Source organism: Rosistilla ulvae (assembly GCF_007741475.1).
Lineage (GTDB): Bacteria > Planctomycetota > Planctomycetia > Pirellulales > Pirellulaceae > Rosistilla > Rosistilla ulvae.
In genome coordinates this window covers 1,537,079-1,562,872 of sequence record NZ_CP036261.1, presented here as the reverse complement: position 1 = coordinate 1,562,872, position 25,794 = coordinate 1,537,079, and the positions used below count along the sequence as shown (strand labels likewise).

At 58.0% G+C, this 25,794-nt stretch carries 20 protein-coding genes; 13 read left to right on the top strand and 7 right to left on the bottom strand.

Annotated elements, in window-relative coordinates; translation table 11 throughout:
- Positions 1 to 484 precede the first annotated feature (484 nt).
- The 7 genes from EC9_RS05660 (at position 485) to EC9_RS05630 (ending at position 10,594) form a co-directional block, all read left to right on the top strand.
- Entirely contained in the window at positions 485 to 1,408 is a 924-nt protein-coding gene (locus EC9_RS05660; RefSeq protein ID WP_145343124.1) for a DUF1559 domain-containing protein, read from the top strand.
- Positions 1,409 to 1,495: 87 nt separating this feature from the next.
- On the top strand, positions 1,496 to 1,885 hold the full coding sequence (locus EC9_RS05655; protein WP_218934608.1) for a DUF4198 domain-containing protein: 390 nt from the start codon (positions 1,496 to 1,498) through the stop codon (positions 1,883 to 1,885).
- A 585-nt stretch (positions 1,886 to 2,470) separates the two neighbouring features.
- On the top strand, positions 2,471 to 3,961 hold the full coding sequence (locus tag EC9_RS05650; protein WP_145343120.1) for an aldehyde dehydrogenase family protein: 1,491 nt from the start codon (positions 2,471 to 2,473) through the stop codon (positions 3,959 to 3,961).
- 122 nt (positions 3,962 to 4,083) lie between these two features.
- On the top strand, positions 4,084 to 5,376 hold the full coding sequence (locus EC9_RS05645; RefSeq protein WP_145343118.1) for a class II aldolase/adducin family protein: 1,293 nt from the start codon (positions 4,084 to 4,086) through the stop codon (positions 5,374 to 5,376).
- A gap of 142 nt (positions 5,377 to 5,518) precedes the next feature.
- The gene (locus EC9_RS05640) at positions 5,519 to 7,471 is read left to right on the top strand and encodes a sulfatase (RefSeq protein ID WP_246105973.1); all 1,953 of its coding nucleotides are present in this window, start codon (positions 5,519 to 5,521) and stop codon (positions 7,469 to 7,471) included.
- A 647-nt stretch (positions 7,472 to 8,118) separates the two neighbouring features.
- Positions 8,119 to 9,600: a sulfatase gene (locus EC9_RS05635; RefSeq protein WP_145343115.1), complete on the top strand. Its 1,482-nt coding sequence runs from the start codon at positions 8,119 to 8,121 to the stop codon at positions 9,598 to 9,600.
- 19 nt (positions 9,601 to 9,619) lie between these two features.
- On the top strand, positions 9,620 to 10,594 hold the full coding sequence (locus EC9_RS05630) for a hypothetical protein (RefSeq protein ID WP_246105972.1): 975 nt from the start codon (positions 9,620 to 9,622) through the stop codon (positions 10,592 to 10,594).
- 16 nt (positions 10,595 to 10,610) lie between these two features.
- Here EC9_RS05630 and EC9_RS05625 read toward each other — a convergent pair whose 3' ends face one another.
- Complete coding sequence (locus EC9_RS05625) at positions 10,611 to 11,411, bottom strand: hypothetical protein (RefSeq protein ID WP_145343113.1); 801 nt, start codon at positions 11,409 to 11,411, stop codon at positions 10,611 to 10,613.
- Between the two features lie 651 nt (positions 11,412 to 12,062).
- Here EC9_RS05625 and EC9_RS05620 point away from each other — a divergent pair.
- Together EC9_RS05620 and EC9_RS05615 are read left to right on the top strand one after the other, a co-directional pair.
- Positions 12,063 to 14,606 (top strand): TolC family protein, encoded by a 2,544-nt coding sequence (locus EC9_RS05620; RefSeq protein ID WP_218934607.1) that lies wholly within the window; start codon positions 12,063 to 12,065, stop codon positions 14,604 to 14,606.
- A 109-nt stretch (positions 14,607 to 14,715) separates the two neighbouring features.
- Entirely contained in the window at positions 14,716 to 15,213 is a 498-nt protein-coding gene (locus EC9_RS05615) for an acetolactate synthase (protein ID WP_145343109.1), read from the top strand.
- Between the two features lie 63 nt (positions 15,214 to 15,276).
- On the opposite strand, the gene EC9_RS05610 is transcribed toward EC9_RS05615, so the two are convergent.
- On the bottom strand, positions 15,277 to 16,845 hold the full coding sequence (locus tag EC9_RS05610) for an SBBP repeat-containing protein (RefSeq protein ID WP_145343107.1): 1,569 nt from the start codon (positions 16,843 to 16,845) through the stop codon (positions 15,277 to 15,279).
- A 434-nt stretch (positions 16,846 to 17,279) separates the two neighbouring features.
- On the opposite strand from EC9_RS05610, the gene EC9_RS05605 reads away from it, so the two are divergent.
- Positions 17,280 to 18,092 carry a hypothetical protein gene (locus EC9_RS05605; protein WP_145343105.1) on the top strand — a complete coding sequence of 271 codons (813 nt, stop codon included), beginning with the start codon at positions 17,280 to 17,282 and terminating at the stop codon, positions 18,090 to 18,092.
- On the opposite strand, the gene EC9_RS05600 is transcribed toward EC9_RS05605, so the two are convergent.
- From EC9_RS05600 to trpB, 4 genes are all read right to left on the bottom strand, one after another.
- A complete protein-coding gene (locus EC9_RS05600; RefSeq protein ID WP_145343103.1) occupies positions 18,085 to 19,128 on the bottom strand; it encodes a DMT family transporter in 1,044 nt (347 codons plus the stop codon). The genes EC9_RS05605 and EC9_RS05600 overlap by 8 nt on opposite strands.
- Positions 19,125 to 19,538, bottom strand: a complete 414-nt coding sequence (locus EC9_RS05595; protein WP_145343101.1) for a 6-pyruvoyl trahydropterin synthase family protein — start codon at positions 19,536 to 19,538, stop codon at positions 19,125 to 19,127. The genes EC9_RS05600 and EC9_RS05595 overlap by 4 nt, the downstream gene beginning before the upstream one ends.
- Positions 19,539 to 19,931: 393 nt before the next feature.
- The gene (trpA, locus tag EC9_RS05590; protein ID WP_145343099.1) at positions 19,932 to 20,741 is read right to left on the bottom strand and encodes a tryptophan synthase subunit alpha; all 810 of its coding nucleotides are present in this window, start codon (positions 20,739 to 20,741) and stop codon (positions 19,932 to 19,934) included.
- Between the two features lie 150 nt (positions 20,742 to 20,891).
- The gene (gene trpB, locus EC9_RS05585) at positions 20,892 to 22,118 is read right to left on the bottom strand and encodes a tryptophan synthase subunit beta (RefSeq protein ID WP_145343097.1); all 1,227 of its coding nucleotides are present in this window, start codon (positions 22,116 to 22,118) and stop codon (positions 20,892 to 20,894) included.
- A 227-nt stretch (positions 22,119 to 22,345) separates the two neighbouring features.
- Here trpB and mutM point away from each other — a divergent pair, with 227 nt between their 5' ends.
- Positions 22,346 to 23,215, top strand: coding sequence for a bifunctional DNA-formamidopyrimidine glycosylase/DNA-(apurinic or apyrimidinic site) lyase (gene mutM / locus EC9_RS05580; RefSeq protein ID WP_145343095.1), 870 nt, complete (start codon positions 22,346 to 22,348; stop codon positions 23,213 to 23,215).
- Between the two features lie 240 nt (positions 23,216 to 23,455).
- Here the strand turns inward: mutM and EC9_RS05575 are convergent, their stop codons facing one another.
- Positions 23,456 to 24,163, bottom strand: coding sequence for a ThuA domain-containing protein (locus EC9_RS05575; protein ID WP_197451571.1), 708 nt, complete (start codon positions 24,161 to 24,163; stop codon positions 23,456 to 23,458).
- A gap of 207 nt (positions 24,164 to 24,370) precedes the next feature.
- On the opposite strand from EC9_RS05575, the gene EC9_RS05570 reads away from it, so the two are divergent.
- Positions 24,371 to 24,841 (top strand): FxsA family protein, encoded by a 471-nt coding sequence (locus tag EC9_RS05570; protein WP_145343093.1) that lies wholly within the window; start codon positions 24,371 to 24,373, stop codon positions 24,839 to 24,841.
- A gap of 248 nt (positions 24,842 to 25,089) precedes the next feature.
- On the top strand, positions 25,090 to 25,521 hold the full coding sequence (locus EC9_RS26400; RefSeq protein ID WP_218934606.1) for a hypothetical protein: 432 nt from the start codon (positions 25,090 to 25,092) through the stop codon (positions 25,519 to 25,521).
- Positions 25,522 to 25,794 lie beyond the last annotated feature (273 nt).

The window sequence follows — 25,794 nt, the reverse complement described above, 5'->3', positions numbered from 1 at the left end:
AACAACTAGTTGCACGCAAATAAAAGGTCCTTACAGGGAGCATGCACAACCCACACTGACTACTTTCGTTTCTGGTGACGCATTACGGCAAACCAAAAGAGCGAGACCCTGGCTATGTATAGAAACTCGCGGCTTTCTTTTCCTTACTGCCATTCCAGGTGGCTTAGAACCCCCGCGCCTCTATTTCCTACACATTGTCTCCTTGCAACTTCCTACACTGCAACTCGCTTAACAACTTGCAGAGTGTGAGAAAAGTCCATTGTCACAACACTAAAGTGTCGATAGAATCCACAACAACTATTCTACTCCCCGCACTTACTTAAGTGATCAGGGGAAGCATCGAGGATGCATGCGTTCTAAATGTGGCACTGTTGTCTGCAAAGCGACTCTTATTTTCTGAGTCGCGAACGGGCGCACGATTGCTGTGTTGCCTGAAAATGACGACGCCCCCATTCTTTTTCTTTTTAATTCTTTCGAGGAATATATGACGAAAGCCAAAAAAAGTAGTGGCTTCACATTGGTGGAGCTCCTGGTTGTGATTGCGATCATCGGCATCTTGGTAGGCCTGTTGCTGCCAGCGGTTCAGGCCGCTCGTGAAGCAGCGCGTCGCATGAGTTGCAGCAACAACATGAAGCAGATCGGACTTTCTCTTCACAACTACCATGACACCTACGGAAAGCTTCCCCCAGGTATTGTGACAAGCAACCAACTGGCCTGGGGGACGATGATCCTGCCGTTCATGGAGCAAGATGCTTTGTTCGATGCGATTTCCGCAGCCGGTGCGTTCGATGAGCCTTGGGAAGACATCCTGGAAGTCACGACAAACGGCGTCGGAAACAATCCACCGCTAGCGCAAACGCCAGTGAGTGCCTTTCTTTGCCCTTCGGACCCAGGCGGGGAATTGAATAACAAGCTGGGCGGAACCGGTGGGATCTACTTCGCAAAATCCAACTATGTCGGCGTTTACTCCGCGTATTACAACGGCTCCAATCCAACCGCCACCAATGGTGCGGGCGGTACCGACAGAGCATCGGTTTTCACCGACAATTCGGCGACAAAATTTCGCGACATCATCGATGGATTAAGCAACACCATCATGGTGGCTGAACGATGCACGATCGATGGACCAGCGGGCTCGCTGTGGATCGGCTATCAAAACGACTTCGGTGGTAGCATCAGCGGCAGTATTTCGCAATTTCAGGTGCGAATGCGAATGGAGCGTTCTTCCAACGACACCGATTACGTGATCAATGGATCGAGTTCCTACAACCCAAGTAGCCTACATCCCGGCGGAGCGCAATTCATCCGTGGAGACGCAAGTGTTACTTTCCTGACCGAATCGATTCCTCTTCGCGTTCAAGCCGCGTTGGGAACGATGGACGGTGGCGAAGTGATCCCAACCTATTAATATCCGTTCGGTTTCATTCCTAAAAATTGGTTGCCTTTTCTAATGAACTTCATTCCGTTTTCCAGGTCGCGTCTAGCGACATCCGTTTTGATCGCCCTTGCCAGCGTAACGCTTGGTTGTGGTGGTGGTGGCGTCGGGCCTCGCTTGGCTCCTGTTTCAGGAACGGTCACCTTCGACGGTGAACCGTTGTCCGATGCACTCGTCTCCTTCTACCACGAGGACGACCGTCCAGCGAACGGGAAAACCGATGCGAACGGCTATTATGAACTGGCCTATATGGCTGACCGTCCCGGCGCGATCGTCGGTGAGAATGTTGTCCGTATCACCGTCGCCACCGTCGAAGGTGAAGGCGTGGCACCCAAGAAAGAGTTGATTCCGGCAATGTATAACGTGGCCTCCGAATTGACTTTTAACGTGGAGTCTGGTTCCAATACGAACGTCAACTTTGACCTCAAGAAGACCGGCGGACCAGGCTAGACGCACCGCCTCTTCACAAGCAGAAAAAGTAGAAACGCCCCGATCAACATCGGGGCGTTTTTTGTTGGTTGAGGCCTGGCAACGCGAGGGGCGCCGACGTGGAATCTGGAACAATGTTTCACCCACACGCTGCTGACACCTCGCTCGCCTCAAGCGTCTGAAAAACGATCGCTTAAAGAGCACACTTCCCAACAGCAGCAACTCTTCCCTTCCGCGACAACTCGGCTCACAGCTTGAACATCAGCCCATTGGCCCGAACGCATTGCGACGCTCCCCATAGGACAAACAAGCGATAAGAGCCGTTGCTACCGCATCTTCGGCGCAGCAGACGTGCGATCGCGAACCGTTCCCCTGCGAATCCACTGAGCAATATGCCGATTCGGGAGCGCATGATGATCCCGTCGATCTCGATCTCCCCGCGAGCCGACGACCTGAAAGAGCCCGATGGGCGACAATTTGCATTGGGGGGCAAGCCATCGCACGCCGAAACGATAAGATGAAGAATCTGCAAAACAGTCGCCGGTGAGAACGAGCCCCCAAAAAGCGACAAAAACCCGAAATCCAATCACTCGCAGGAGTTACCAAATGAGCGTTATGACGAAGTTCGAATTGTTGCCAGCCGTCGAAACCTTCCTGAAGCAGAGCCCATTTGCCAGTTTCGTGGGGGGCAAGGATTTTCCTGCGGCTTCGGGAAACTTGATCCCGACAATCGATCCCGGTTCGGGCGACACGATCGCTGAAATCCACGACCTCTCTCCATCGGAAATCGATCGCGCCGTGGAAATCGCTGACGAAGCGTTTCCCGCCTGGGCGGGGCTGTCGCAGCAGGAACGCAGCAGCATTTTGTTGCGACTGGCCGACGCCGTCGAAGCGGACAAGGCGATCATCGCACAGATCGAAGCGCTCGACGCCGGCAAGATCCAAGCTCAAGCCGCTGGTGACGTGCAAAACTTCGTCGACACGCTCCGCTATTTCGTTGGCCTCGCCGACAAGGTGGAACTGCGAAACAAGTTGGATGTGCCCGGCCACGACGCTTGGACTTTCAAGCAACCATGGGGCGCGTGCGCGTTCATCTTCCCATGGAACTTCCCATTCCTGTTGATCGGTTGGGGCATCTCGCCCGCATTGGCTGCCGGGAACACCGTGGTGATCAAGCCGGCCGAAGACACTTCGTTGTCGGCACTCTATCTGGCTCAATTGGCCAAGAAAGTGGGCGTTCCCGACGGCGTGATCAATGTCGTCACCGGCCGCGGTGCGACGGCGGGTGCCGCGTTGTCGAACAACACCAAGATCAAGCGGATGTCGTTCACCGGATCGCCCGAAGTCGGACAGATGGTCGGCGAATCGTGTGGCCGCAACTTGGTCCCCGTGAAACTGGAACTCGGCGGCAAGGGAGCTGCTGTGGTCTTCGACGATGTCGATGTCAAGGCGACGGCGGAAGCACTTGTTGGGGCGATCACCTTCCACAGCGGCCAAGTCTGCTGTGACGCGACGCGTTGGTTGATCCACGAAAACGTCTACGACGAATTTGTCAAACACTGCGTTGATCGATTGAAGGAAGTGAAAATCGGGCATCCTCTGGATCCAAACGCTCAGATGGGCCCCGTGGTCAATCCCAAACAATGCCAACGCGTGTTGGGATATCAGGACAAAGGCAAAGCGGGCGGAGCGGAGTGTTTGTACGGCGGCGGGGCTGCCACGGTCGAAGGTTACGAAGGCAATTACGTCAAACCGGCGTTGCTGGCCGGTTCGCTGGACAATGTCGCCGCTCAGGAAGAGATCTTTGGCCCTGTTGCCTACTTGGCCAAGTTCGGTTCCGAACAGGAAGCGGTCGCGATGGCAAACGACACGCAATACGGATTGGCCAACAGCGTTTGGACCAAAGATAACGATCGGGCGGCACGCGTGGCTGAATCGATGACCGCCGGCAACAGCTGGATCAACGCCCACAACGTCTTCGCCCACGGCGTCCCTTACGGCGGCGTCAACAAGAGCGGCATGGGGGGCGGCGTGTTGTCGATCGAAACGCTGATGGACTACTACCGCAGCACCTCGGTCGTCCGCCCCTTGGGATAGGCTCCGAAAGCAGGATAGGCTTCCCGCCTGTCCGTAAAATGCAAACGCGACGGGCAATGCGCCCGTCGCGACGCGGCGTCAGATCGTGGCCCGGATTACGCGAACTTGGAAATTGCTGAACCATGAATACAACTCGAGCCCTTGTTCATCCACGCGATGAGATCATGCGGACGATGGATCGCATCTATCGCTACCGGATGACAACCACTTCCGGCGGCAACCTCTCGATCCGCGACGCCGATGGGAACATTTGGATCACACCGGCTCGCGTCGACAAAGGGAATCTGACTCGCAACGACATCGTCTGTGTCGCCGCCGATGGCAGCGTCGATGGCTTGCATCCGCCGTCGAGCGAGTTTCCGTTTCACAAAGCGATCTACGCGGCGCGGCCCAATATTCAGGCGATCGTTCACGCCCATCCCGTCGCTTTGGTTGCCTTCAGTATCTGTCAGCAGACGCCCAACACGCGATTGTTCCACCAAGCGCACAGCGTTTGCGGAAAGATCGGTTTCGCGCCGTATGCCTGTCCGGGCAGCGAAGCGCTTGGTGCGAGTATCGCCAACACATTCTCCGAAGGTTGCGACAGCGTGATCTTGGAGAACCATGGCGTTGTCGTCGGCGGGGATTGTTTGGCGTCGGCGTTCAAGCGTTTCGAAGCGTTTGAATTTGCTGGCAAGACGTTGATCAAAGCGAATCAGTTGGGCGAGCTGCGATTTTTGAGCGACGCCCAATTGGATCAAGCCGCTCAGCGTGGCGTCGATTTCCAATCGTTTGATCCCGGCGTCGCATCGGCTGACGAACGCGAGCTGCGCCGACAGTTGTGTGAGTTTGTTCAACGCGGGTGTCGGCAACGATTGTTGATCAGCACCGAAGGCAGCTTTTCGGCCCGTCTGGATGGCGATGCGTTTTTGATCACGCCGACGCAGAAAGACCGCGAACTCTTGTCGGCGGAAGATTTTGTTTTGGTCGACGGCGATCGACGCGAGACAGGGAAACTGGCCAGCCGCGCGGCGCGTGCGCACCAAGCGATCTACAAGCAACATCCGCATGTGCAAGCGATCGTGTTCGCACATCCGGTGAATGCAACCGCCTTCAGCGCGACCGATGTGCCGTTTGATGTCCGCACGATTCCCGAAAGCTACGTCTTTCTTCGCGACGTGCGACGAGCGGATTACGGCGTTCAGTACGGATCCGACGGTTCGATCGCCGACTTTGTCACCTCCCGCAACCCGGCAGCGATCCTGGAAAACGATGGCGTCCTGGTGACGGGGTCGAGTGTCTTGGATGCATTTGACCGACTGGAAGTCCTCGAATCGACAGCCGAAGCGGTGATCAATGCCAAGAGTATCGGAGCGGTTTCGGCGATGCCCAAAAGCGTGATCGACGAGCTGTGCGACGCGTTCAATCTGAAGTAGGTAAGAGGTGATCTCGCGGAGACATTGAATCAGTATTGCTTGTTAGAATAGGCAGGCTGGTTCAACGGCTCCTCTCGCCGCATCGGCGTCGATGATTCGTCCTCCGCTCTTTCCACCTGCCGCCTACAGAAACAGGTCTGTTGTGATTCTGAATAAGATCTCGCTCCCTTCGCTGTTGTTCTTTGCTTGTATTGCGGGCGGCATGTTCTCGCCGAACGGAGATCTGTTGGCGGCGAAACCGAATGTCGTTTTCATTCTGGCGGACGATTTGGGGTGGAGCGACACGACGCTCTTTGGCACCACCAAGTTTTATAAGACGCCAAATATCGAGCGACTTGCGGCTCGCGGGATGACCTTCACTCGCGCCTATTCCTCCAGTCCGCTCTGTTCGCCAACGCGAGCCAGCATCCTGACAGGACTGAGTCCGGCGCGGACCGGGATCACGACGCCTAATTGCCATTTGCCAAAGGTGATCCTCGCGGCCGAAGCGACTGCGACCGGCCCGCCTCATCTGAAGGCGACGTCTCCCAATTCGGTCTCGCGTCTAAAGACCAGCTACTACACGCTTGCGGAGATGTTCAAAGACAACGGTTACGCCACCGCCCACTTTGGGAAATGGCATCTCGGCAGCGCTCCCTATTCGCCTCTTGAACATGGCTTCGACATCGATGTGCCGCACTGGGCCGGTCCCGGTCCCGCCGGCAGTTACGTCGCTCCGTGGCGGTATCCCGATTTCGATCCGCAGACACCCGATGAACACATCGAAGATCGGATGGCCTCCGAAGCTGTGACGTTTATGGAACAGAACCAAGGGCAACCGTTCTTCTTGAACTATTGGATGTTCAGCGTGCACGCTCCGTTTGATGCGAAACAGGCGTTGATCGATCGATACGCGAAACAAATCGATCCCAATGATCCTCAGCGAAGTCCTACCTACGCTGCGATGATCGAGAGCATGGACGACGCGGTTGGCACTTTGTTGGACACGTTGGATCGTCTGAAGATCGCCGACAACACGATCGTCATCTTCGCGTCGGATAACGGCGGCAACATGTACAACCAAGTCGACGGCACGACGGCGACCAGCAACGCGCCGCTGCGTGGTGGCAAAGCGACGATGTACGAAGGAGGTGTCCGCGGACCAGCGATCGTGGTTCAGCCCGGCGTCGTTGCGGCCAACTCGCGCAGCGACGAAGTGATCCAGAGCAGCGACTTCTATCCGACGCTGTTGGAGATGTTGTCGATCCCCAAGCAGCCCGATCAAACCTTCGACGGGATCAGTATCACGCCTGCACTGCGGGGCGGTTCGCTCGATCGCGACGCGATCTTCACCTACTTCCCCCACAGTCCTCCGATTCCCGAATGGATGCCTCCTGCGGTCAGCGTCCACCAGGACGACTGGAAACTGATCCGCATCTTCCACAGCGGTGAAGATGGCCAACATCGCTATGAGTTGTTCCATCTTGCCGAAGACATCGGCGAACAGCACGATCTGTCGGCGAAGCATCCCGAGTGGGTGCAACAGATGGATGCGTTGATCGAAGCCTTCCTCGTCGACACCGATGCCGTTCGCCCGCAACCTAATCGCAGGTTTGATCCGGCCAAGTACCGACCGGACCTAGAAGGGATTGGCAGGCTGAAAAATTCAGCTGCCAGGCCGGCGAAGAAGTCAGCCAAGCCACGCGGCAAGCCGGTTGCAGGCTGGCAGCCCGATGGCACCTGCACGCTGAAGCGCGATGGCGATGCGTTGGTGATCACCAGCGATGGCGGCGATCCCTACATCATTTACGGCTTGCCCAAGCCGATCCCGCAACAGCCGTTAATACTTCGCTTTAACATGCGTTCGAACGCCTCCGGGCGAGGCCAAATCTTTTGGCGCGAACAAGATGTCCGCCCGCCGTTCCTGGCAGCGCGAAGCGTGAAGTTCGATCCCGAGCACGATGACGCAACACACCAGTATGCTATTGAGTTCACGCCGAGCAGTCCTATCGACGCGGTCCGAATCGATCCATCGACATCCGCCGGCCAGATATGGATCTCGAACATCCGACTAACCGATCGGGCGGGCAACGTGCTGCATCGCTTCACGCCATAGATCGATCGTTTTCGTTTAACCGCGGTCCCATCGGGCCGCGCGTCCCTCAAAAACGCGGGGCGATGCCCAGGCGGTTAAACGAAGCAGGTTGTAGTGTATTGGTTTCGTTTAACCGCGGTCCCAGCGGGCCGCGCGTCCCTGGGAAACGCGGGGCGATGCCCACGCGGTTAAACGAAGCAGGTTGTAGTGTGTTTGGTTTCGTTTAACCGCGGTCCCAGCGGGCCGCGCGTCCCTGAAAAACGCGGGGCGATGCCCACGCGGTTAAACGAAGCAGGTTGTAGTGTATTGTTTTCGTTTAACCGCGGTCTCAGCGGGCCGCGCGTCCCTGAAAAACGCGGGGCGATGCCCGCGCGGTTAAACGAAGCAGGTTGTAGTGTATTGGTTTCGTTTAACCGCGGTCCCAGCGGGCCGCGCGTCCCTCTAAAACGCGGGGCGTTGCCCACGCGGTTAAACGAAGCAGGTTGTAGTGTATTGTTTTCGTTTAACCGCGGCCCCAGCGGGCCGCGCGTCCCCAACTAAAAACGCGGGGCGTTGCCCACGCGGTTAAACGAGAAAACTATGTGGTTGCGGGCGAATGCCAAGCGTCGGATAGAACAACCTCCGCATGCCAACCGCATGCGAGGAGCAAACCAAGACGGAACAAACAGATGAAACAGACAGTCATTCTACTTTGCTTAGCGCTGGCGACGGCGGTCGCTGCGGAAGCCGCCGATCTCCCCAAGCCGAACGTGTTGTTCATCGCCATCGACGATTTGAACGATTACATTTCGCCGCTGGACAATCAAACCGGCGTAAAGACTCCGAATTTCGATCGGCTCGCCAAACGGAGCGTGACGTTTGCCAACGCCCACTGCGCGGCGCCGGTTTGCCATGCGTCGCGCGTTGCCACGATGACCGGCGTGCATCCGATTACGTCGGGACTCTACAACAATCTGTTTGCCGCCCACGGCCCACGCTGGCGAGATGAGTCCCCAGCCCTGAAAGATGCGGTCGTCTTATCCCAACACTTCCGCAACCATGGATATCACGCGGCTGGTGGTGGAAAGATCTTTCATACGCTGCAGTGGACGCGCGGTGATTCGCAGAACGACCCCGACGCCTGGGACGCCTACCGCGGCGATCCGTTGGATCCGATTTCCGCCGACTGGCCGCGGCCGCGGATCATTCCCGATGCCCGCGCGGGGATCTCGCCTGGGCGTCCCGTCGGCGGCCGCAATCTGTTTGGCGCACAACCGCTGTTGGTTCCCGATTCGAAAACCGGCGACCACATGGTTGTCGATTGGGCCACCGAACAATTGAATGCCCAACACGATAAGCCTCTTTTTCTGGCGGTCGGCCTGTTTCGTCCTCACATCCCATTCGAAGTCCCTAAAAAGTACTTCGACATGCACCCGATCGACGAGATCACGCTACCGACCACGTTGGACAACGACCTCGACGATGCCCGCGTTCCCAAGCGGCAAGCGTGGCATCGTTGGGTGGTGAAGAACCGGTTGTGGCGCAAGATGATGCAAGGCTATCTGGCCAGCATCAGCTACACCGATCATCAGCTCGGGCGATTGCTCGACGCGTTGGATGCTTCGCCGATCAAAGAGAATACGATCGTTGTGCTTTGGAGCGATCACGGGTTCCACATCGGCGAGAAACAGAACTGGGAAAAGTTCTGTCTGTGGGACCAAACGACCCGCGTGCCGATGTTCATCCACGCGCCGGGGATTAGCGCCGACGGACAAGCGACTCGCCAACCGGCGACGCTCACCGACCTCTACCCCACGCTTTGCGAGCTGGCTGGTTTGCCGATCCCGTCGCAGTGCGATGGTCTATCGCTGGTTCCCCAATTAAAAGATCCGGGGCTCAAGCGAGATCGGTTGTCGCTGACGTCGTACGCCTTTGGCCCCGAACCGTCGCATGCGGTCTCCGATGAACGCTATCGCTACATCCGCTACGACGATGGTTTTGAAGAACTGTACGATTTGGAAAACGACCCAAACGAATTCACAAACCTCGCCACGTCGGAGGCGCATGCAGAAACGAAAGCTCGCCTCGCTGAAGGCCTTCCGAAAGTAACCGCTCCACGCCGCGAAATCCCCAGCGATTCGAAATACAATCTCCGCAGAACAAACAACTAACGCGCAAGCGGATCCCACCATGAATCTCCTGAAACGAAATCGTGTGCGAACTTGGATCGCTCTGCTTATTGTCTGCAGCGCTAACATGCAGGCAGCGATCGCGGAGGATCTGATCACGATCGATAACGGCTCGATCAAAGTGGGTATCGACCGCGAGAAAGGAGCTGCAATCACGTGGCTGTCGTCCGCTGGTTATCCTCGCAACCTCGTCAACATTGCCGATCCGGGACGGCTGATCCAGCAATCGTATTACGCGGGCCGAGTGATCGATCGGAGGGCGGATGGGCAGCACAAAGCGTGGAGTCCATGGTCGTGGAATCCGATCCAGGGAGGTGGCGTCGGCAGTGTGAAGGGGCAAGGCAGCTGGGCACGCGTGACGGTGTTTGAAAAGCGTGAGGATGCGTTGTATTCCGAAACCATTCCCAAGCTGTGGGACATGGCCGACGAAGAGGCTGAAGCGGTGATGCGTCAGTGGACGACGATGGAACCGAACATGCCAGGCGTTGTCCGTGTGCGATGTGAATTCCAAGCGATGCGTCGCGAAGGAGATCGTTGGGGCGGCCCACGAATGAACCCGCAGGAGGTTCCCGCTTGCTACTTCACTCGCAACTTTGCCGACGTGCGAAGCTATCTGGGATCGGAAAAATGGCGCCCCGAGCATCAACGTCCGGGGCCGCCCTGGGGCAAGGCGTCGCCGCCAAGGCAAGCGATGGCGATGTTCGAAGCCTCCGGGCAGGGTGTCGCACTGTTTTCACCCAGCGCAACGGAGCACTGGAATTTTGGACCGCATGCCGCGGGACTCAGCGACGACCCAACGGCTGGCCCCTGCATGCACGTCGCCCCGGTCTCGCGAGTCCTGATGGGGCCGAAATCGATCTATCGATACCGCTACTGGTTGATCGTCGGCAACGCGGCCGAGATCGCCGCGCGACTCGATACGCTGTGGAATCTCTACGCAACCGAAAAGGCGGAACTCATCGAGTCACCGCAGTAAGGCGACCGAGCGGTTACTACTGGCCGGCCGAAGCGACCGCGGGCGTGTCGGGCGTGATGTCGATTTGAGGTTGCGGCCGGCCGATCAGGACGCGATTCATTTCGGTAATCGAGGGCGAGATATAATCCCAGCGAACGCGGTAGCCTGCTGCGTGCATGCGGTAGGTGCGATCGACATCGATGGCAACGTCTGCCCCTAGGACGTTCTTTAAACACTCCGGTGCTGGGTGCAACCGATGTTGTCGGCAGCATGGCAGGAGTGCAACGGTACCTCGCAGCGAGATCGCATGGGCGATGCACTGATCCGTTTTTGCACCGCAGGCATGCACACCTAAAATTGCGGTTCCCGCATCGAGATGGTCCAGGGCTCGTTTCAACGGAGCTTCGACGTAACGAATCTTTGCCTCGGTCCAAGGGGCAACCGCCTGCGCCGCGGCGAGGATCAGATCAAAACTCGGCGGACGCACTTTGTCCAACAGGCAAACGTCTTCGACATCCCGATCGAACATGGCGAAGAGGATTCCAACCAGCCCGTGTCCGCAACACAGATCGGCCACCGATTTGCTGCGAATCCGATTTCGCACGCAGGCGAAAAATTCAAAACTCTCCAGCACCTCTTTGAACGGCAACGCCTGGCGCTCGCACAATTCTCGAGCAAACACCGACGACAGATAGTCGCCGGGAAACCATCGTGTATCGGATTGCCGAAGTCGATCTCGGCATGACGCCTTCTTCGCGAACTCTTCCGAATTGAATTGCTTTAAATAGCGAAACGGTGGATTGGCTTGAACAAGTAGGTTGTTCGATGGGTCTAACATAAGTCGGGGCAGTCGCCTGGGAGAGTCGCTTAGAATTTGCCAAAGGCAGTGGCATCAAGCTGCCATCATACGTGAAAGACGACTCGGACGCTGTTGGGGCAGGACACCACTTCAAGTCCCCCTCACCCCATCACCAGCATCCGGCCAAATGTATGCACCAGGGACTACCGCAGCGTTGGGTGCCGCCAGCTTCGCGAGTGAGTTTGCAGCGAAGGCATGGGGGTGGCATCGCTGGCGAATTTTTCACTGCCAGTTCGGATGTAATCGTGACCTGACGACAATCTATGGAGATTCTTCGTGACATGAGTTGTCATGAGAGAACGGACCGAACGGCATCAAACCACGATTGCCGAAGGCTCGTCATTCGCCCCTCTCGGCAGTGCCGGGCTGGTGAGGTCGGCAGCTGGCGCCGCGGGAAAACCGTGCTGTTCTGCCGGTGTGAACTCTGGGGATTTGCTAGCGAGAGCACCCCCGCAAATTGGTTCATATCCGGTAAAATCCGATTCACCCTCAGATCTTTCCTGACTGGCGCCGATCTATCCCAAGGAGAGCCGATCGCCGTTGCGCGGTGCGGTTCGTCGATTTTTGTTTGTGAGGGACTGGGCGGTTGGGTTGAGGTGCATGGGCAGAAGAAGGTTTTTCGCGACCGGAATGCTGATCGCTTGCTGCGCGTTGTTGCTGGTGGGCTGTTCGCGGCGCTGGTATCGCCAACAGGCCGATGAAGACGCCAACTGCTTGATCCAGCAGAAAGGTGGCCATCTGCATGGCGGTAGCGTCTACGTTGCGCCGGATTCGCGGATGTTCGATCCGTTTTCAATCGATCGGTCGCCGATGCCTCCGGATGATCCCAAATCACATCAGTACATGCACTGTGTCGATGGGATGCACGGTTGGAAACATTGGCATCGCAACGGGGATGTTTCGTCGATCGAATCTCCCTATTGGCTCGCCTCGCTCCCCAAAGATGAAACGGGGAACGTCGTCCTGAACCTCCGCGATGCCGTCGGTGTGGCTCGGATCAATTCGCGTGACTACCAACAAAATGTCGAGACGCTGTATCGTTCGGCGCTGAACGTCTCGTTCGAACGCTTCCGTTTCGACCATCAATTTTTCTCGGGCACCCGCACGTTTGAAGAGTTCCGGGGAACTGACGTCGGCGCCAGCAGCGTGCTCACCCAAACTAGTTTTGGCAGCGTCCGCAAGCTGAGTGCGACCGGCGGCGAGTTGGTCGTCGGATTTGCCAATTCGTTGGTCTGGGATTTCTGGGGCAGCGATAGCGATCTGTTCACTTCGACGATCGATTTCAGCCTGGTGCAGCCGTTGTTGCGGTATGGCGGTCGCGCTCGCGTCTTGGAACAACTGACGCAAAGCGAACGGAATCTACTGGCCAACGTGCGGCAGATGCAGCAATATCGGCAGGGCTTTTATGTCGACATCGTCACCGGTCGCAACTCCGGCCCCGGGCCAAGTTTGGCCACCAATGTCGGCCAAGCGGGGCTCGGTCTGATCGCCGGTGTCCCTAGCGGACGGAGCGGAGCCGCCGATGCAGGCGGCTACATGGGCCTGTTGCAGGACCAGCAACAGATCCGCAACCAAGCGACCAACATCACGGCGCTCCGCGACAGTTTGGCACAATTGGAAGCTGCGTTTGAAGCGAATCGAATCAACAGCCGGTTGCAGGTCGATCAAGCTCGCCAGGCGTTGCTGAATGCACAGAGTTCGCTGTTGGCGGCCAAAGCGGCTTACCAAACGCGCGTCGACAGCTTCAAAGTCGACCTCGGGTTGCCTCCGACGCTGCCCGTCGAAATTCGCGATGAATTATTAGATCGTTTTACTTTGATCGATCCGAAGCTGACTGAGATACAAGACGAACTGGCGGAGATCCTGTTGGAGATCCGCAGCAAACGCGAGAACCCGACTGAAGAATCGCTGGAAACAGCCCGCGGCAAAATTCTCGCGTTGAATGCTGGCATCGATCCTCAGCTGGAATCGGCGCTCTCCGATCTGGCAGCGCTAGAGAAACATCTGCCCGAGCGTCGCAAGCAGCTGCGGCAGGTCAAAATGCAGATCGACGAACTGCATGCCGATGTCGACAGCCGAGTGTACGACGAACAGGTGCTGATGAAACGGATCGACTTTCTCAAAAAACGTTTGCCCACGATCGCCCGCGACTTGCAGCAGTTGCGTCAGGAGTACGCCCAATCTCAGCAACAGCTGACGTTGCAAGCGGCTGATGGAGACGATGCCGAATCGCCCGCGGGACCAACGCTGCAGGAGCAGTGGAAGACGTTGAACGACCGGGCGGGGCGATTGTCCGACCTGTTGTTAGAGTTATCGCTGGTCCATGCCGAGACGCGTTTGCAGGGGATCACGTTGTTGCCGTTGGAGATCGAGCCATTTGAGGCGCTCAGCTACGCCCGGACCAATCGCTTGGATTGGATGAACGCCCGCGCCAACTTGGTCGACGTGTGGCGGAAGATCGAATTCTTCGCCAACGCGTTGCAGAGCGATCTGGACGTGGTCGTCAATGGCGAATTGGGAACCGATCCGGATAACATCGTTCAGTTCACGCCCGATCGCAGCCGCGTTCGGTTTGGCGTTCAGTTCGATACGCCGACGGCTCGGTTGGTCGAACGGAACCAATACCGCGAGGCGCTGCTGAATTACCAACAAGCCCGTCGAAACTACATGCTGTTCGAAGATCGCGTTTCATTGAGTCTGCGGAATACGCTGCGGATCGCCGCACTCAGCCGAATCAACTTGGAAGTGCGTCGAACCGCGGTCCAGGTGGCGATCGCGCAGGTCGATATCGCGCGGCTGAAGCTGAATCCTCCGCTGCGACCGAATCAACAGAGCACGACTTCACCGACCGCCGCACGCGACTTGGTCTCTGCGTTGTCGGATCTGTTGGACGCGCAAAACGACTTCCTTAATGTGTGGGTCAACTACGAAGTCCTCCGCGTTCTGCTGGACTTTGAAATGGGGACGATGCAATTGGATCCAACGGGGGTTTGGATCGATCCGGGGCCGATCGAAGCCCCTACCGATGCCGCACTGGCCGACGATACGTCGCTGTTGGAAAGCGGCGCTGTCGCGCCGATCGTCGGTGGATTGCCTGAGCGGCTGCCAATGCCAGCGACGGCTCCCACAAATCAAATCAATTCCGCCGAACCGCTTCGCGTTCCGTCGCCGTAGCTGTGGGCAAGACCGGGTTTGACCGTTGGCGGCCCGACAACGTAAACTGAGCCCTGGACTAGAGTTTGGGGCTCCCAAGTCACTATTTGCAGAAAGCACAGGCAGCCGGATGAGCAGCATCGGAGAAGGAAACGCGATCGATTATCAAACCGCTCGCGGCCGCGATTATCCCGCGATTCGACAGTTCACCGTCTTCTTGGAGAACCGCGTCGGGCAGTTGCTGGAAGTCGTGCGTCGATTCGAGGGGACCGGTCTGCGGATCGTCGCTCTGTCGATCAACGATGCCGCCGAGTGTGCGTTTGTGCGATTTGTGGTCAGCCATCCCGAACGGGCTCGTGAGATTCTGGAACGGGCCGGTTTGTCGATCATCGAAACCGACCTGATCGGCGTCGAATTGCCCGACACGTCGCAACCGTTGCTGCACGTCTGCACGGCGCTGCTGCAGGCGGAAGTGAACATCATCCAAGCGTATCCCTTGATCCCACGCACCAACCAACGGGCTGCGGTGGCGTTGATGGTCGACAATATCGATCTAGGGATCGAAACGCTGCGAGCGAAGAACTTCCGCACGCTGCAAGAAAGCGATCTGCTGGGCGAGGATGAATAATCCGTCAGGGCAAACGTTCCGCCTTGGCGGAATAATGTACCAGTTCCTTTGCGTTGTGGGGTCCTATTCGTTCTTCAAGCGGATCAACTTTGCCAGGATCACATCTCCCGCGTAACATCCCCCTTCGCAACAAAGTTCTTTGCCGCCACCGCCGCCGGCGAATTCGGGTTGGAACGCGCGATGGACGGGCCAGCCGGGACCGTTGACCGATCCGGTGATATAGAGATTTCCGCGGCTGTCTAAAAAGCCGCAGCGCCCGTAATCATAATTGGGGCCGCCAAGCCGGGTACTGAATTTCAGGCTGGCAAAATCGGCAGCAAGCACCACGACCACGGCGTCCTGGGACTTGCCTCGCTGCGTCTGCAACGCGTTGGAGGTCAGTGGGAAATCGTGCGACGCGGTATCGCCGGTCAAAAAGACATCCCCCTGATCGTTCGCATAGATGCCGTCGGCTCCATCGTTGTCGCTGCCGCCCAGATAGGTGCAACGTTGCAACGCTCCCTCGGGAGAAAACTTCGCCACCACGATATCGCGTTGAGCACCGTTGAGTTTGGGTTGCACGACTCCCATCGTGACTGGGATGTCGGCACTGCGAGTGCTCGACAGCAAATAGGCATTCCCGTGGGCGTCGACAGCCATATTGTGTGTGCTGTTGCCTTCGTCGTCTTCAGCGCCACCAAAGTAGGTCCCCAGCAACAACTGGGATCCATCGGAACTGATCCGCGCGACGAAGGCGTCGGTTTTACCGTTATGCGAACGATCGTGAGCGCCCGCGGTGGTTGGTAGATCGGTCGACTTGGTCGTGAAGTTCAGATAGACCTGCCGCTGGCGGTCGATGCGGATACCACAGTTGGAAACCTCGTCCTTCGATCCCCCCAGCCAAGTTCCCCAAAGGATCGATCGGCCGTCGCTGGCGATCTTCAGCGCGCCGATCTCCGAACCGCCAGCAGGTTGTGGTTGGAAGCCGCCAGCGCACCAGGAATCTGGCGGTAGCGGGCCGCTGCCGGTGTAATGCAACGCGACATAGACATTGCCATCGTCGTCGATCGACAGATCGCGGCACAGCGATCCCACGCCAACATAAGCTGCCCAAACGATCTCAGATCCATCGGGGGACAGTTTCGCGATGAACCCGTTCTGCATCCCGTAGACCCCGTTGTCGGTTCCGCGAAACTGGGTTTGGAACGCGTTGTCGCTGACGGGAAATCCCGGGCCACCGCGTCCGCTGACATAGACAAATCCTTCGTCATCGACTTCGACTGCATAAGCGCGATCGTAGTTGGGCCCTCCCAGCAATGTCGACCAGATCAATTCCCCGTCAGCTGAAAATTTGCAGACGAACGCGTCGCAGTAACCTCCGCTGCCAACCTGCCTCCCCGTCGTATCCTGCGATCGTCGCAGCGCATTTTCGGTTGTCGGGAAATCAACGGATTGAGTGCCGCCGACGACATAAACGTTCCCCGATTCGTCAGCGAAGACGTCGCGGGCATGCTCCCAGTCCGAACCTCCAATCAATGTGGAGAATCCGATTTCATAATCGTCGCCGATCGCGGCGCGATTTAAATGGGTGCCGCAGATCACAATCGGGATCGTCAGCAGTAACTTCAGTCGATGCAGGGGGAGGCAGGTCATTGGCACAGAGACCATCAGATTTGAGGCGATCGGACGAACGTTCCAACGCAAAACGTGAACTGAACAATATACCTCAGCGCGCCACGGAGCTGCCTTCCTTTTGGATGTCGCGTGCTGGTTTCGCACAACGGACGGGGGTTTGTTGCTCCGAATCGGCGGCCGGTTGTCACGACGCTATGCGATTCCTCTCCAACGCGATCGGGAGGCTTTCGGCGACCGAACCGTTCTGTTTGCGATGGTGGAGAGCATTGAAACGAAACGCGGATCCAGTGGCAGCGACGTACCTATCATCGGCGCAGCCCGAATTTCCGGACTTCTGACGGAGCTTGCGTACCCGGCACTGCCTGAAATCCGCAGTTCGTCGCCTGCCAGTGAGCTACCTATTGAGTGTTCCCGAGTCTCTTGAAAACTTCGCGCTCCACGAGCATAAATCGATGCACACAACACCTACCATGCCTCCCGCTGCACGACGCGGTGGAATTCGAAAGCTGTTTTTGTGCGGTTGCTTGCTGCCGATGTTGCTGTTGGGGATCGGTGTGGCCGGGGCCGCAGGCTATGGCTGGTACTTCCTCAGCGGAAAGGTCGTCGAATATACCGAGACCGAGCCTCGCATTGTCCCTACGGTCGCCTACACCGATGAAGAGGCGAACGAGATTGGCCAGCGAGCTAACGAATTTTTTCAGCGAATTCAAACGGGAAATGCCGACGAACAGTTTGTCCTTTCGACGCGCGAGTTGAATGTTCTGTTGAACAGTCAGCCCGGGCTGAAGGACCGCGTTTTTGTGACGTTGCAGAACGGCCGATTGCACGCGGATTTAAGTATCCCAACCGATCGAGTTCCTGGCGGATCGGGGCGTTTTCTCAACGCGTCGGGGAAGCTTGAATTGGCGCTGGACGATACGACGGTGTCGTTGAGTCTGATCGAGGCGGAAGTCAAAGGGGAGCCGATCGACGAATCGCTGCTAACCCAGTTGCGCGATCTGAAGCTGTCGACCGAAGAGATCAAAGACCCGCGTTTTGCGGCTTTGGTTGGGATGTTCCAAAAGGTCACAATCCTCGACGATCGATTGGTTGTCCAGCCGCGTCCTGGCTTCAACGGGCTCGATGGCGGCACGGTCGCCAATGTGAAATTCAGCGAACCGCCCGCTGCGGCATCCGCGACTCCCAAACCGCCCAAGAAACCATCGCAGCCCGAGATACAATTGCCAGGGTTTGGCAAGGTGAAGTACAACGAGTTTGCTAAATAGCGTCGTCGGGTTCCGGCGTGAGCGGTTTGGAACGGGGCGTCTTCCGCTTGCCCAAGACCATCAGCCCGACGATCGTCAACGAAACGCCGATCACCATCGATTGGGTGACGCGTTCTTGAAAGATCAGTACGCCGGCGATCGCTGCCATCGCAACTTGGGTTACGTTTAACAGGTTCACCACAACCACCGAAACGACCTGCAACGCGACGGTTAATACAAAAAAGGCGAACAGGTTAAATAGCCCCGCGGCTAACATCACCAACCACTGGTCTGCCGTCGTCGCCGCCAAGCCCTCCGATCCGACGCGTGCCAAGGCGATCGTCGATAACCCGAAGGTGCCGACCAGTCCGCTGACAAACATCGTCGTCGCGACGGCCATCCCGCTCAGAAGACTGCGGCGGACCATCGTTCCCAGGAATGAAAAGGCGAGCCCCGAGATCGAGACGGCGATCACTCCGCTGGCGATCTGCAGAGGTGTCAGGTCGGCGCGGACCGCGCTGCGACCGCTGCCCAGTGAAAGGATCGCCGTCGCCACGATCAAGACCACGATCGCGATGACCGTCCGCACGGTGACGCGTTCGCCTAGAAAGATACGTCCGAAGACCGCTCCGCCGATCACCATCGTCCCCAGGCAGATCGGCACCGCCAACGCCAGCCCGACGATGCTCAAAGAATACTGGAACGCACAATTGCCGATGAATTGCCCGACGCAACATCCGGCCAGCAGGTAACCGATCGCCGACCGCTGGGGTGTTAAGACGACGCCGCGGTTCCACAACAGGAACACGCTTGGCGCCATCCCGATCATCGTTGGAAAGGCTTTCGCCGCCGTGACCATGATCGGATCCAGATCGCTTACCTGTCGCAGCGCGATGTTAGCCAACGTATAACCGACAGCGGCCAGCAGGCAATAGATCACGCCGACGGTGTAGGAGATGGGAGCGGCAACCGGCTGCGGTGGGAGCGCGTTGGCGGCCGCGACAATCGATTCCAACGGCTCGGGAGACTGTGGTTGAACTTGGTTTGGTGCACTCACCCCAGCGTCACTTCCGAACAACTCTCTTCGGATTCCCAGATCACGACCTTGCTGGCGTGGGTTCCCGTGTCGCGCAACAGTTCCGGGCAGACGACTTCCAACAGATAGCGGGCCATGTTTTCGGAGGTTGGATTGTAGGGCAATTCAAAGACGCGGCATGGTTCGACCATGCGGATCGCCTGCAGCCCGTTGGTGTCTTGGTCCCAGAGCACAAAGGCGTGGTCCCAGTTCTCGTCGATCCAGCCTTTGAACTTTCGCTTCAGCACGCCGAAGTCGATGATCCGCCCGACATCGTCTTGGACTTCACCGGTCACATAAAATTCAGCGACGTAGTTGTGCCCGTGGAAATGGACGCACTTGCCGTCGTGTCCAACCAACCGATGACCTGCACAGAAACGAATACGACGCATCACGGTCAGACCCATAACGATCACAATCTCCCACGAACCAAAAAATCAAGCACCCCGCGAAGTTCTATCCTAAGCCGCCGCGTCAGCTTTGGACAAACGGGGGTCGCGAAATTTCACGGTGCCACAATTTCTGGTGGGGGCGGCAGTCGCTTGGGGGCGATCGTCGACTAAGGTTGATTTGCGTCGCCCTTGCATCAGACGCAATGTCGATCTGTTCCCCATTTCAGATTCTCCACTCCCGTCTCATGGAACGCGAGCCGTCAAACCAGAAATGGCGCGACGGAATAAATCCCGCGCAAACATCGTGTGTGAAAAACGTTAAACCGAAAGTCGTCGTGATTCGATGAAATGTTTCGACGTAAAACGATGCGTATCCAAGGAGTCGTAGATCCTCTATTTGACTGCGTTGATCGCTGCCAGCATCTCGCGGACGTAGCGATCGATCTCGCCACGGACCTCGCCGCGATTCTCCGCGTTGGCTTGAGCGATCCGTCGCACGATCGCCGATCCGACGATCAAGCCATCCGCTACCGGGCCCAGCTTGGCGACGTGTTCGGGCTGGCTGATTCCAAACCCGATGCAGACGGGGACGTCGGTCTGTTCACGCAACCATCCGACGTTGTCGATAAGTTGCGGCGGCAGTTCGTTCCGCTCGCCGGTGATCCCGGTCACCGAGACGAAATACAAGAAGCCCGACGACGATTCGGCGATCCGCACCTGGCGTTCCCGTGGCGTGGTGGGAGTCACCAATTGGATCAGGTTGAAGTCGCGGTCGGCGCACAGTTTGGAAAACTCCGCCGCCTCTTCGACCAACAGGTCGGGAACGATCGCGCCACAGAATCCAGCCTCTTGCGATTGTTCGATGTAGCGTTCCAACCCTACGCGGTAGATGATCGCGTAACTGGCCATCGTCAGCGTTGGGATCGTGACTTTCGCCGCGATCCGCTTTCGCATCTCGAACAGCTGTTGCAATCGAAAGCCCGATTCGAGGGCCCGTTGATAGGAGGCTTGGATCACGGGTCCGTCGGCGACCGGATCGCTGTAGGGGACGCCGACTTCACACGCCGCAACGCCCGCCTTGCCGAAGTCTTTCAGCAGGTCGCCGGTGAAGTCGAGATCGGGATCGCCGGCCGTGATGAAGGGAAGCAGGGCCTTGCGCCCCTCGGATCGTAATTTGGCAAAGGTTTCGTCGAGCAACGACATGAACAACTTTCAGCAGATGGAAAACGGCACACGATAGGTCTTGGAAGCCGAGCGACGCCGCGGGGACTCCGCAGCGCAAAACCCTCCGGCAATGGGGCGGCAGTATAAATCAAAACGGGCGGCGGCGGAATCCACAGCCGCCGGCGTCTGTTACCACTCTTCGCCGCGCAACCGCGCTAGCTCCATCGCATCCTTGTCGCCGCGACCCGACAGACAGATGACCAAGTTCTGGTCGGGGCTCATCTTCCCCGCGACTTCCATCCCCTTAGCGATCGCGTGACTGCTCTCCAGCGCCGGCAGAATCCCTTCGCTCTTGGCCAACATGTCGAACGCCTTCATCGCTTCGTCGTCGCGGCACTGGATGTATTCCGCTCGGCCGGTATCCTTCCAATAGCTGTGCTCGGGGCCGACGCCGGGATAATCGAGGCCAGCCGACATCGAATGGACATCGCAGGTCTGGCCGTCGTCGTCCTGCATCACATAGCTGTAGCTGCCGTGCAAAACGCCGGGACGACCAAAGGTCAGGGGCGAGGCGTGTTGGCCCGGTTCGCTGCTGCGTCCCCCGGCTTCGACGCCGACCAAGCGGACGGTGTCGTCGGCGACAAAGGGCGCGAAGATGCCAGCCGCGTTGCTGCCGCCGCCGACGCACGCGACGACGCAATCGGGCAGCTTACCGTCGAAAGCTTCCAGGCTTTGGACGCGGGCTTCGCGGCCGATCACCGATTGAAAATCGCGGACCATCATCGGGAACGGATGCGGGCCGATCACCGATCCAATGATGTAGTGCGTGTCCTCGACGCTGCTCATCCAGTCGCGCATCGCTTCGTTGACGGCGTCGCGGAGTGTTCGCGAACCGCTTTCGACAGCTCGGATCTCCGCCCCAAGCAACTTCATCGCAAACACGTTCGGCTTCTGGCGGCGAATGTCTTCGGCACCCATATAGACCACGCAAGGCAGTCCAAAGTGAGCGCACGCGGTCGCGGTCGCGACGCCGTGCTGGCCGGCACCCGTCTCGGCGATCACGCGAGTCTTGCCCATCCGCAGCGTCAGCAGCGCTTGGCCCAGGGTGTTGTTGATCTTGTGCGCCCCGGTGTGGTTCAGATCTTCGCGTTTGAGCCAGATCTGAGCGCCGCCGCAGGATTCGGTCAGCCGCCGAGCAAAGTAGAGTGGCGAGGGGCGGCCGACAAATGTCTTCCACAGCCCATCGAGCTCCTCTTGGAACGACGGATCGGCTTTCGCTTTGTCGTATTCCGCGACCAGTTCGTCCAACGCTCGGGTGAGTGTTTCGGGAACAAAACGACCGCCAAACGAACCAAAACGGCCCGCCGAATCGGGAACAGATTGAGGGCTGAGTGCCTTGGGCAGGGTGCCTGACATATCGACTATCCAGTGCATAAAATTGTTTCGAGAGCTTTCATCTATCCTACCCGTCAGCCCAAATGATCGACAACCGGAGGCGTGCGTTTGGCGGGGCAATGTGGCCGACGAACCTAATGAGTGCTCCGGGCACGCCTAAGGTTCGGGCTACAAAATGAGCCGTTGGACGAACGCCAAAACGATAGCTCGCCAAACATTCGCGAATTCCCTACCACGAGCCCCCTGCGATGCCCGAATTGCCCGAAGTCGAAACGATGCGCCGCGGTATCCTGCCGATCGTTGGAGCCACGATTTCCAGCGTCCAACGGCCGCCTTGCCATTGCCGGCCGATCTCGATCAAGCCACGGATCGATCATCTGGACCGGCGAGCCAGCGGCCGTACGATCACCGACATCGATCGATTGGGCAAGCGGGTCGTGATCCATTTGGACGATGGCCAAGCGATCGTGATCGAGCCGCGGATGAGCGGTTTGGTCCTGCTAGCCGATCCGCCGGGGATCGAGCATCTGCGGCTGAGGATCGAATTGACTGGCGTCACGCATCGCGAGCTGCTGTTCTGGGACCGCCGCGGACTGGGGACCGTTCGACTGCTGTCGACCGATGAATTGCGGGCGTTGGTCACCGAGCGACTGGGGCCCGACGCGCTGCAGATCTCGACCGATCAGTTGCGCGAGGCGCTGCGAGCCAGCCGACGAGCGATCAAGGTGGCGCTGTTGGACCAGAGCGTGGTCGCCGGAATTGGCAACCTCTACGCCGCGGAGATCTTGCATTTGGCTGGCGTCGACCCACGCACGCGGTGCGATCAATTGAGCGGCCCGCAGTGGCAGCGGATCCAAGCGGCGATCGGCCAAATCCTGGAGACCGCGATCCGGCACGAGGGATCGACTCTTTCGGATGGCACCTACCGCAACGCGCTCAACGATCCGGGCAATTACCAGAGCCAGCACCAGGTTTACGATCGGGCCGATCAAACGTGTTACCGCTGCGATCGAGGGCCGATCACCCGAATCGTGCAAGCTCAACGCAGCACGTTTTATTGCCCCACATGCCAGCAGAAACGCGGCCTGCACGAATCGTTGGCCGATTATCGATCCTAGGTGGAGCGCGAGATACGAGCACGATTACTAGCACGAAGCGCAAGCGAGTGACTCACGAATCTCGCCGGTACCGTGAATAATCACTCGCTGGCGCTTCGTGCTAGTATGCGCGGGGTTCGCGGAGCGAAAGGCGACTAACTTGTGGGGTGGGAGATCACTCGCTGGCGCTTCGTGCTGGTATGCGCGGGTTTCGCGGAGCGAAAGGCGACTAACTTGTGGGGTGAGGGATCACGGCCTGGACTACTGCGCGTCGGGGGTGGTTGCCCATTGGATGCCTTTGGCTGTCAGGTTCAACCAAACATCGTCTTGCATCGTTTCGTTGTGGTGTCCCAAAGTGGTCCCGAAGACGCGAACGCCTTTGTAGGTGTTGGTCCAGACGACCGGTTGATCCGCTTTCTCCTCGTCGCTGTACGCCGACGCCAAAACTTGGGTGTTCGGCCACGAGCGTTCGATGATGTACAGCTCGCCATTGGGAGTCGACCAGGGGCTGGGGAAGCCTTCGAGAATCGGATGCTCCGCTTCGCGAGCGACCACCTTCAGGCTGCGCTTTGCCTTCTCGTGCCGCTTCGACGTCACACCGATCAAACCACGCCATGCGTCAGCGGTAGGAGCGTTGCGATACGAGTGCATCGAGCAGTGGATGACGACGGCGGGGACGCCCGACCGGACGTGTTCGGCGACGATGCTCTCGACAAATTCGCCATCGGTCACGCCACCGAAGCATTCGTTGTGGATGATCACGTCGAACGATTCCGCCCACTTCGGCTTGGTGTAGACGTTAGCCTTCCGGTCGCGTTTCTCATCGTATTGTTCGACGGTCCAATCGATCTTCAGATGCTTGCCCAATCCGGCTTGCAAGATTTTGATTTGGTTTTCGTAATCGTGGCAACAACCGCCGGTGACTAGCAACGCACGCAGCGGTTCGGCGGCAGTGGCGCGACCACTCACGAAAAGCAAGCACAAGAAAAGAACAGAAGCGATCGAGGACAGACGCATGGGACGCGCTCCGGGCAGGGGATATGATGAACCAACGCAGCGGGTTCGCGCGGACCGACCGGGCGACCTTCACTGTGAATCTCAGGCATCGTAGAGTAATCGAAACCGCCGCGGCATGTTGGCCCCGGCGACCTAAAAATTCGGGGAGGATCCGTTCCGTTGTTTCTCAAATTGCTGCTCGCTTTTACGATCATCCCGCTCGTCGAATTGGCGATGCTGATTCAACTGTCCAAGGCGACCAGCCTGCTGGTGACCGTCGGGATCGTGATATTCACCGGGATCGTCGGATCGATGCTCGCCCGTTGGCAGGGGGCGCTCGCCTGGCAACGCTTTCGCCAGGCGCTGGCTGAGGGACGCATGCCCGCTCCCGAAGTCCAGGACGGACTGCTGATCTTCTTTGCCGCCGGGATGCTGCTGACTCCCGGGCTGCTGACCGATGCGATGGGTTTTCTGTTGCTGATCCCGCAGACGCGGTTATTGGCTCGTCACTACCTGGCCACTCGGATCGGCAGTCGCTTTCAAATTCAAACCTTCGGGTTCGGCGAAAACGCTCAGCCAACGCAGTCGGATCCCAACACGATCGATGCCGCCGCCGCATCGGTCCGCAGCGACGAGCGGACCAGCGGCTGATTCCGAGCGGCTGAGCTACTGGGAAAATCGGCGCACGAAAAAACCTCTGCCGCCGAGTTTGGCAACAGAGGTTCATAGATTGTCGTCCTATTCTAGGACAGCCTTAGTTATCGGCGTGCAAGCCGCACGCAAATTGGGTTCCCATCCCGGCTTGTACAATTCAACTTCAAACGTCCGATCGACTTAGCGACGGAAGCTTACCATGCGGTAAACGTTTGGAGCACGCAGGTTGCTAGCTTCAGGAGCGGGTGGAGCCGCGTCCGAAGGCGAAGCAGCGTCTGCAGCTGGCTCTGGAGTTGGAGCTGGAGCAGCTGGTGCTGGAGCAGCTTCTTCAACGATTACTGGAGCGCTGTCAACAACAACTGCACCGCCAGCGCACGAAGCACATGCTGGTGCAGCGTCGACGACAACTGCGCCGCCACAGCTCGAGCATCCGCTTTCAACGACAGGAGCGCCGCAGCAGCTTGGTGCTGGTGCTTCACAGCAAGTTGGTGCTGGTGCTTCACAGCAGGTTGGTGCTGGTGCTTCACAGCAGATTGGAGCTGGAGCTTCGCAGCAGCTCAGTTCCTCAACCATTTCGCAGCAAGTTGGTGCTGGAGCGCAGCACTTGTTCTTCTTGTGGCCCGCTTCAGCGGTTGCGCCGAATGCGATCATCATTGCAAATACTGCAACGCAGCTAACGATAGTACGCGTCATTCTGAAATCTCCAAACAAAGTTTCTGGGTACCCAATGCAAACCGATCAAACCGCACGTGCCGGAGCCCGATACGTTCACCCTTCTTCCCGTGAGGACCATCCTCGATGCATTGTGTGCACGCTGGAATTCAGGCTTATGGCGGTTGTGATGCAATTTGCAACAATTTTACTGTCACGTTAAACTAACCAACACGCTGCGATTGTCAATCTAGGCAGTTTGGCAAATGCCGTACATTTAATACGTTTTTCGCGTTCTT

Bases quoted from the DNA above. Each gene is read 5' to 3' on its own strand.
- EC9_RS05660 (WP_145343124.1), top strand. From the start codon at position 485: ATGACGAAAGCCAAAAAAAGTAGTGGCTTCACATTGGTGGAGCTCCTG.
- EC9_RS05650 (WP_145343120.1), top strand. From the start codon at position 2,471: ATGAGCGTTATGACGAAGTTCGAATTGTTGCCAGCCGTCGAAACCTTC.
- EC9_RS05645 (WP_145343118.1), top strand. From the start codon at position 4,084: ATGAATACAACTCGAGCCCTTGTTCATCCACGCGATGAGATCATGCGG.
- EC9_RS05635 (WP_145343115.1), top strand. From the start codon at position 8,119: ATGAAACAGACAGTCATTCTACTTTGCTTAGCGCTGGCGACGGCGGTC.
- EC9_RS05630 (WP_246105972.1), top strand. From the start codon at position 9,620: ATGAATCTCCTGAAACGAAATCGTGTGCGAACTTGGATCGCTCTGCTT.
- EC9_RS05625 (WP_145343113.1), bottom strand. From the start codon at position 11,411: ATGTTAGACCCATCGAACAACCTACTTGTTCAAGCCAATCCACCGTTT.
- EC9_RS05620 (WP_218934607.1), top strand. From the start codon at position 12,063: ATGCTGATCGCTTGCTGCGCGTTGTTGCTGGTGGGCTGTTCGCGGCGC.
- EC9_RS05615 (WP_145343109.1), top strand. From the start codon at position 14,716: ATGAGCAGCATCGGAGAAGGAAACGCGATCGATTATCAAACCGCTCGC.
- EC9_RS05610 (WP_145343107.1), bottom strand. From the start codon at position 16,845: ATGACCTGCCTCCCCCTGCATCGACTGAAGTTACTGCTGACGATCCCG.
- EC9_RS05605 (WP_145343105.1), top strand. From the start codon at position 17,280: ATGCACACAACACCTACCATGCCTCCCGCTGCACGACGCGGTGGAATT.
- EC9_RS05595 (WP_145343101.1), bottom strand. From the start codon at position 19,538: ATGCGTCGTATTCGTTTCTGTGCAGGTCATCGGTTGGTTGGACACGAC.
- trpA (WP_145343099.1), bottom strand. From the start codon at position 20,741: ATGTCGTTGCTCGACGAAACCTTTGCCAAATTACGATCCGAGGGGCGC.
- trpB (WP_145343097.1), bottom strand. From the start codon at position 22,118: ATGTCAGGCACCCTGCCCAAGGCACTCAGCCCTCAATCTGTTCCCGAT.
- mutM (WP_145343095.1), top strand. From the start codon at position 22,346: ATGCCCGAATTGCCCGAAGTCGAAACGATGCGCCGCGGTATCCTGCCG.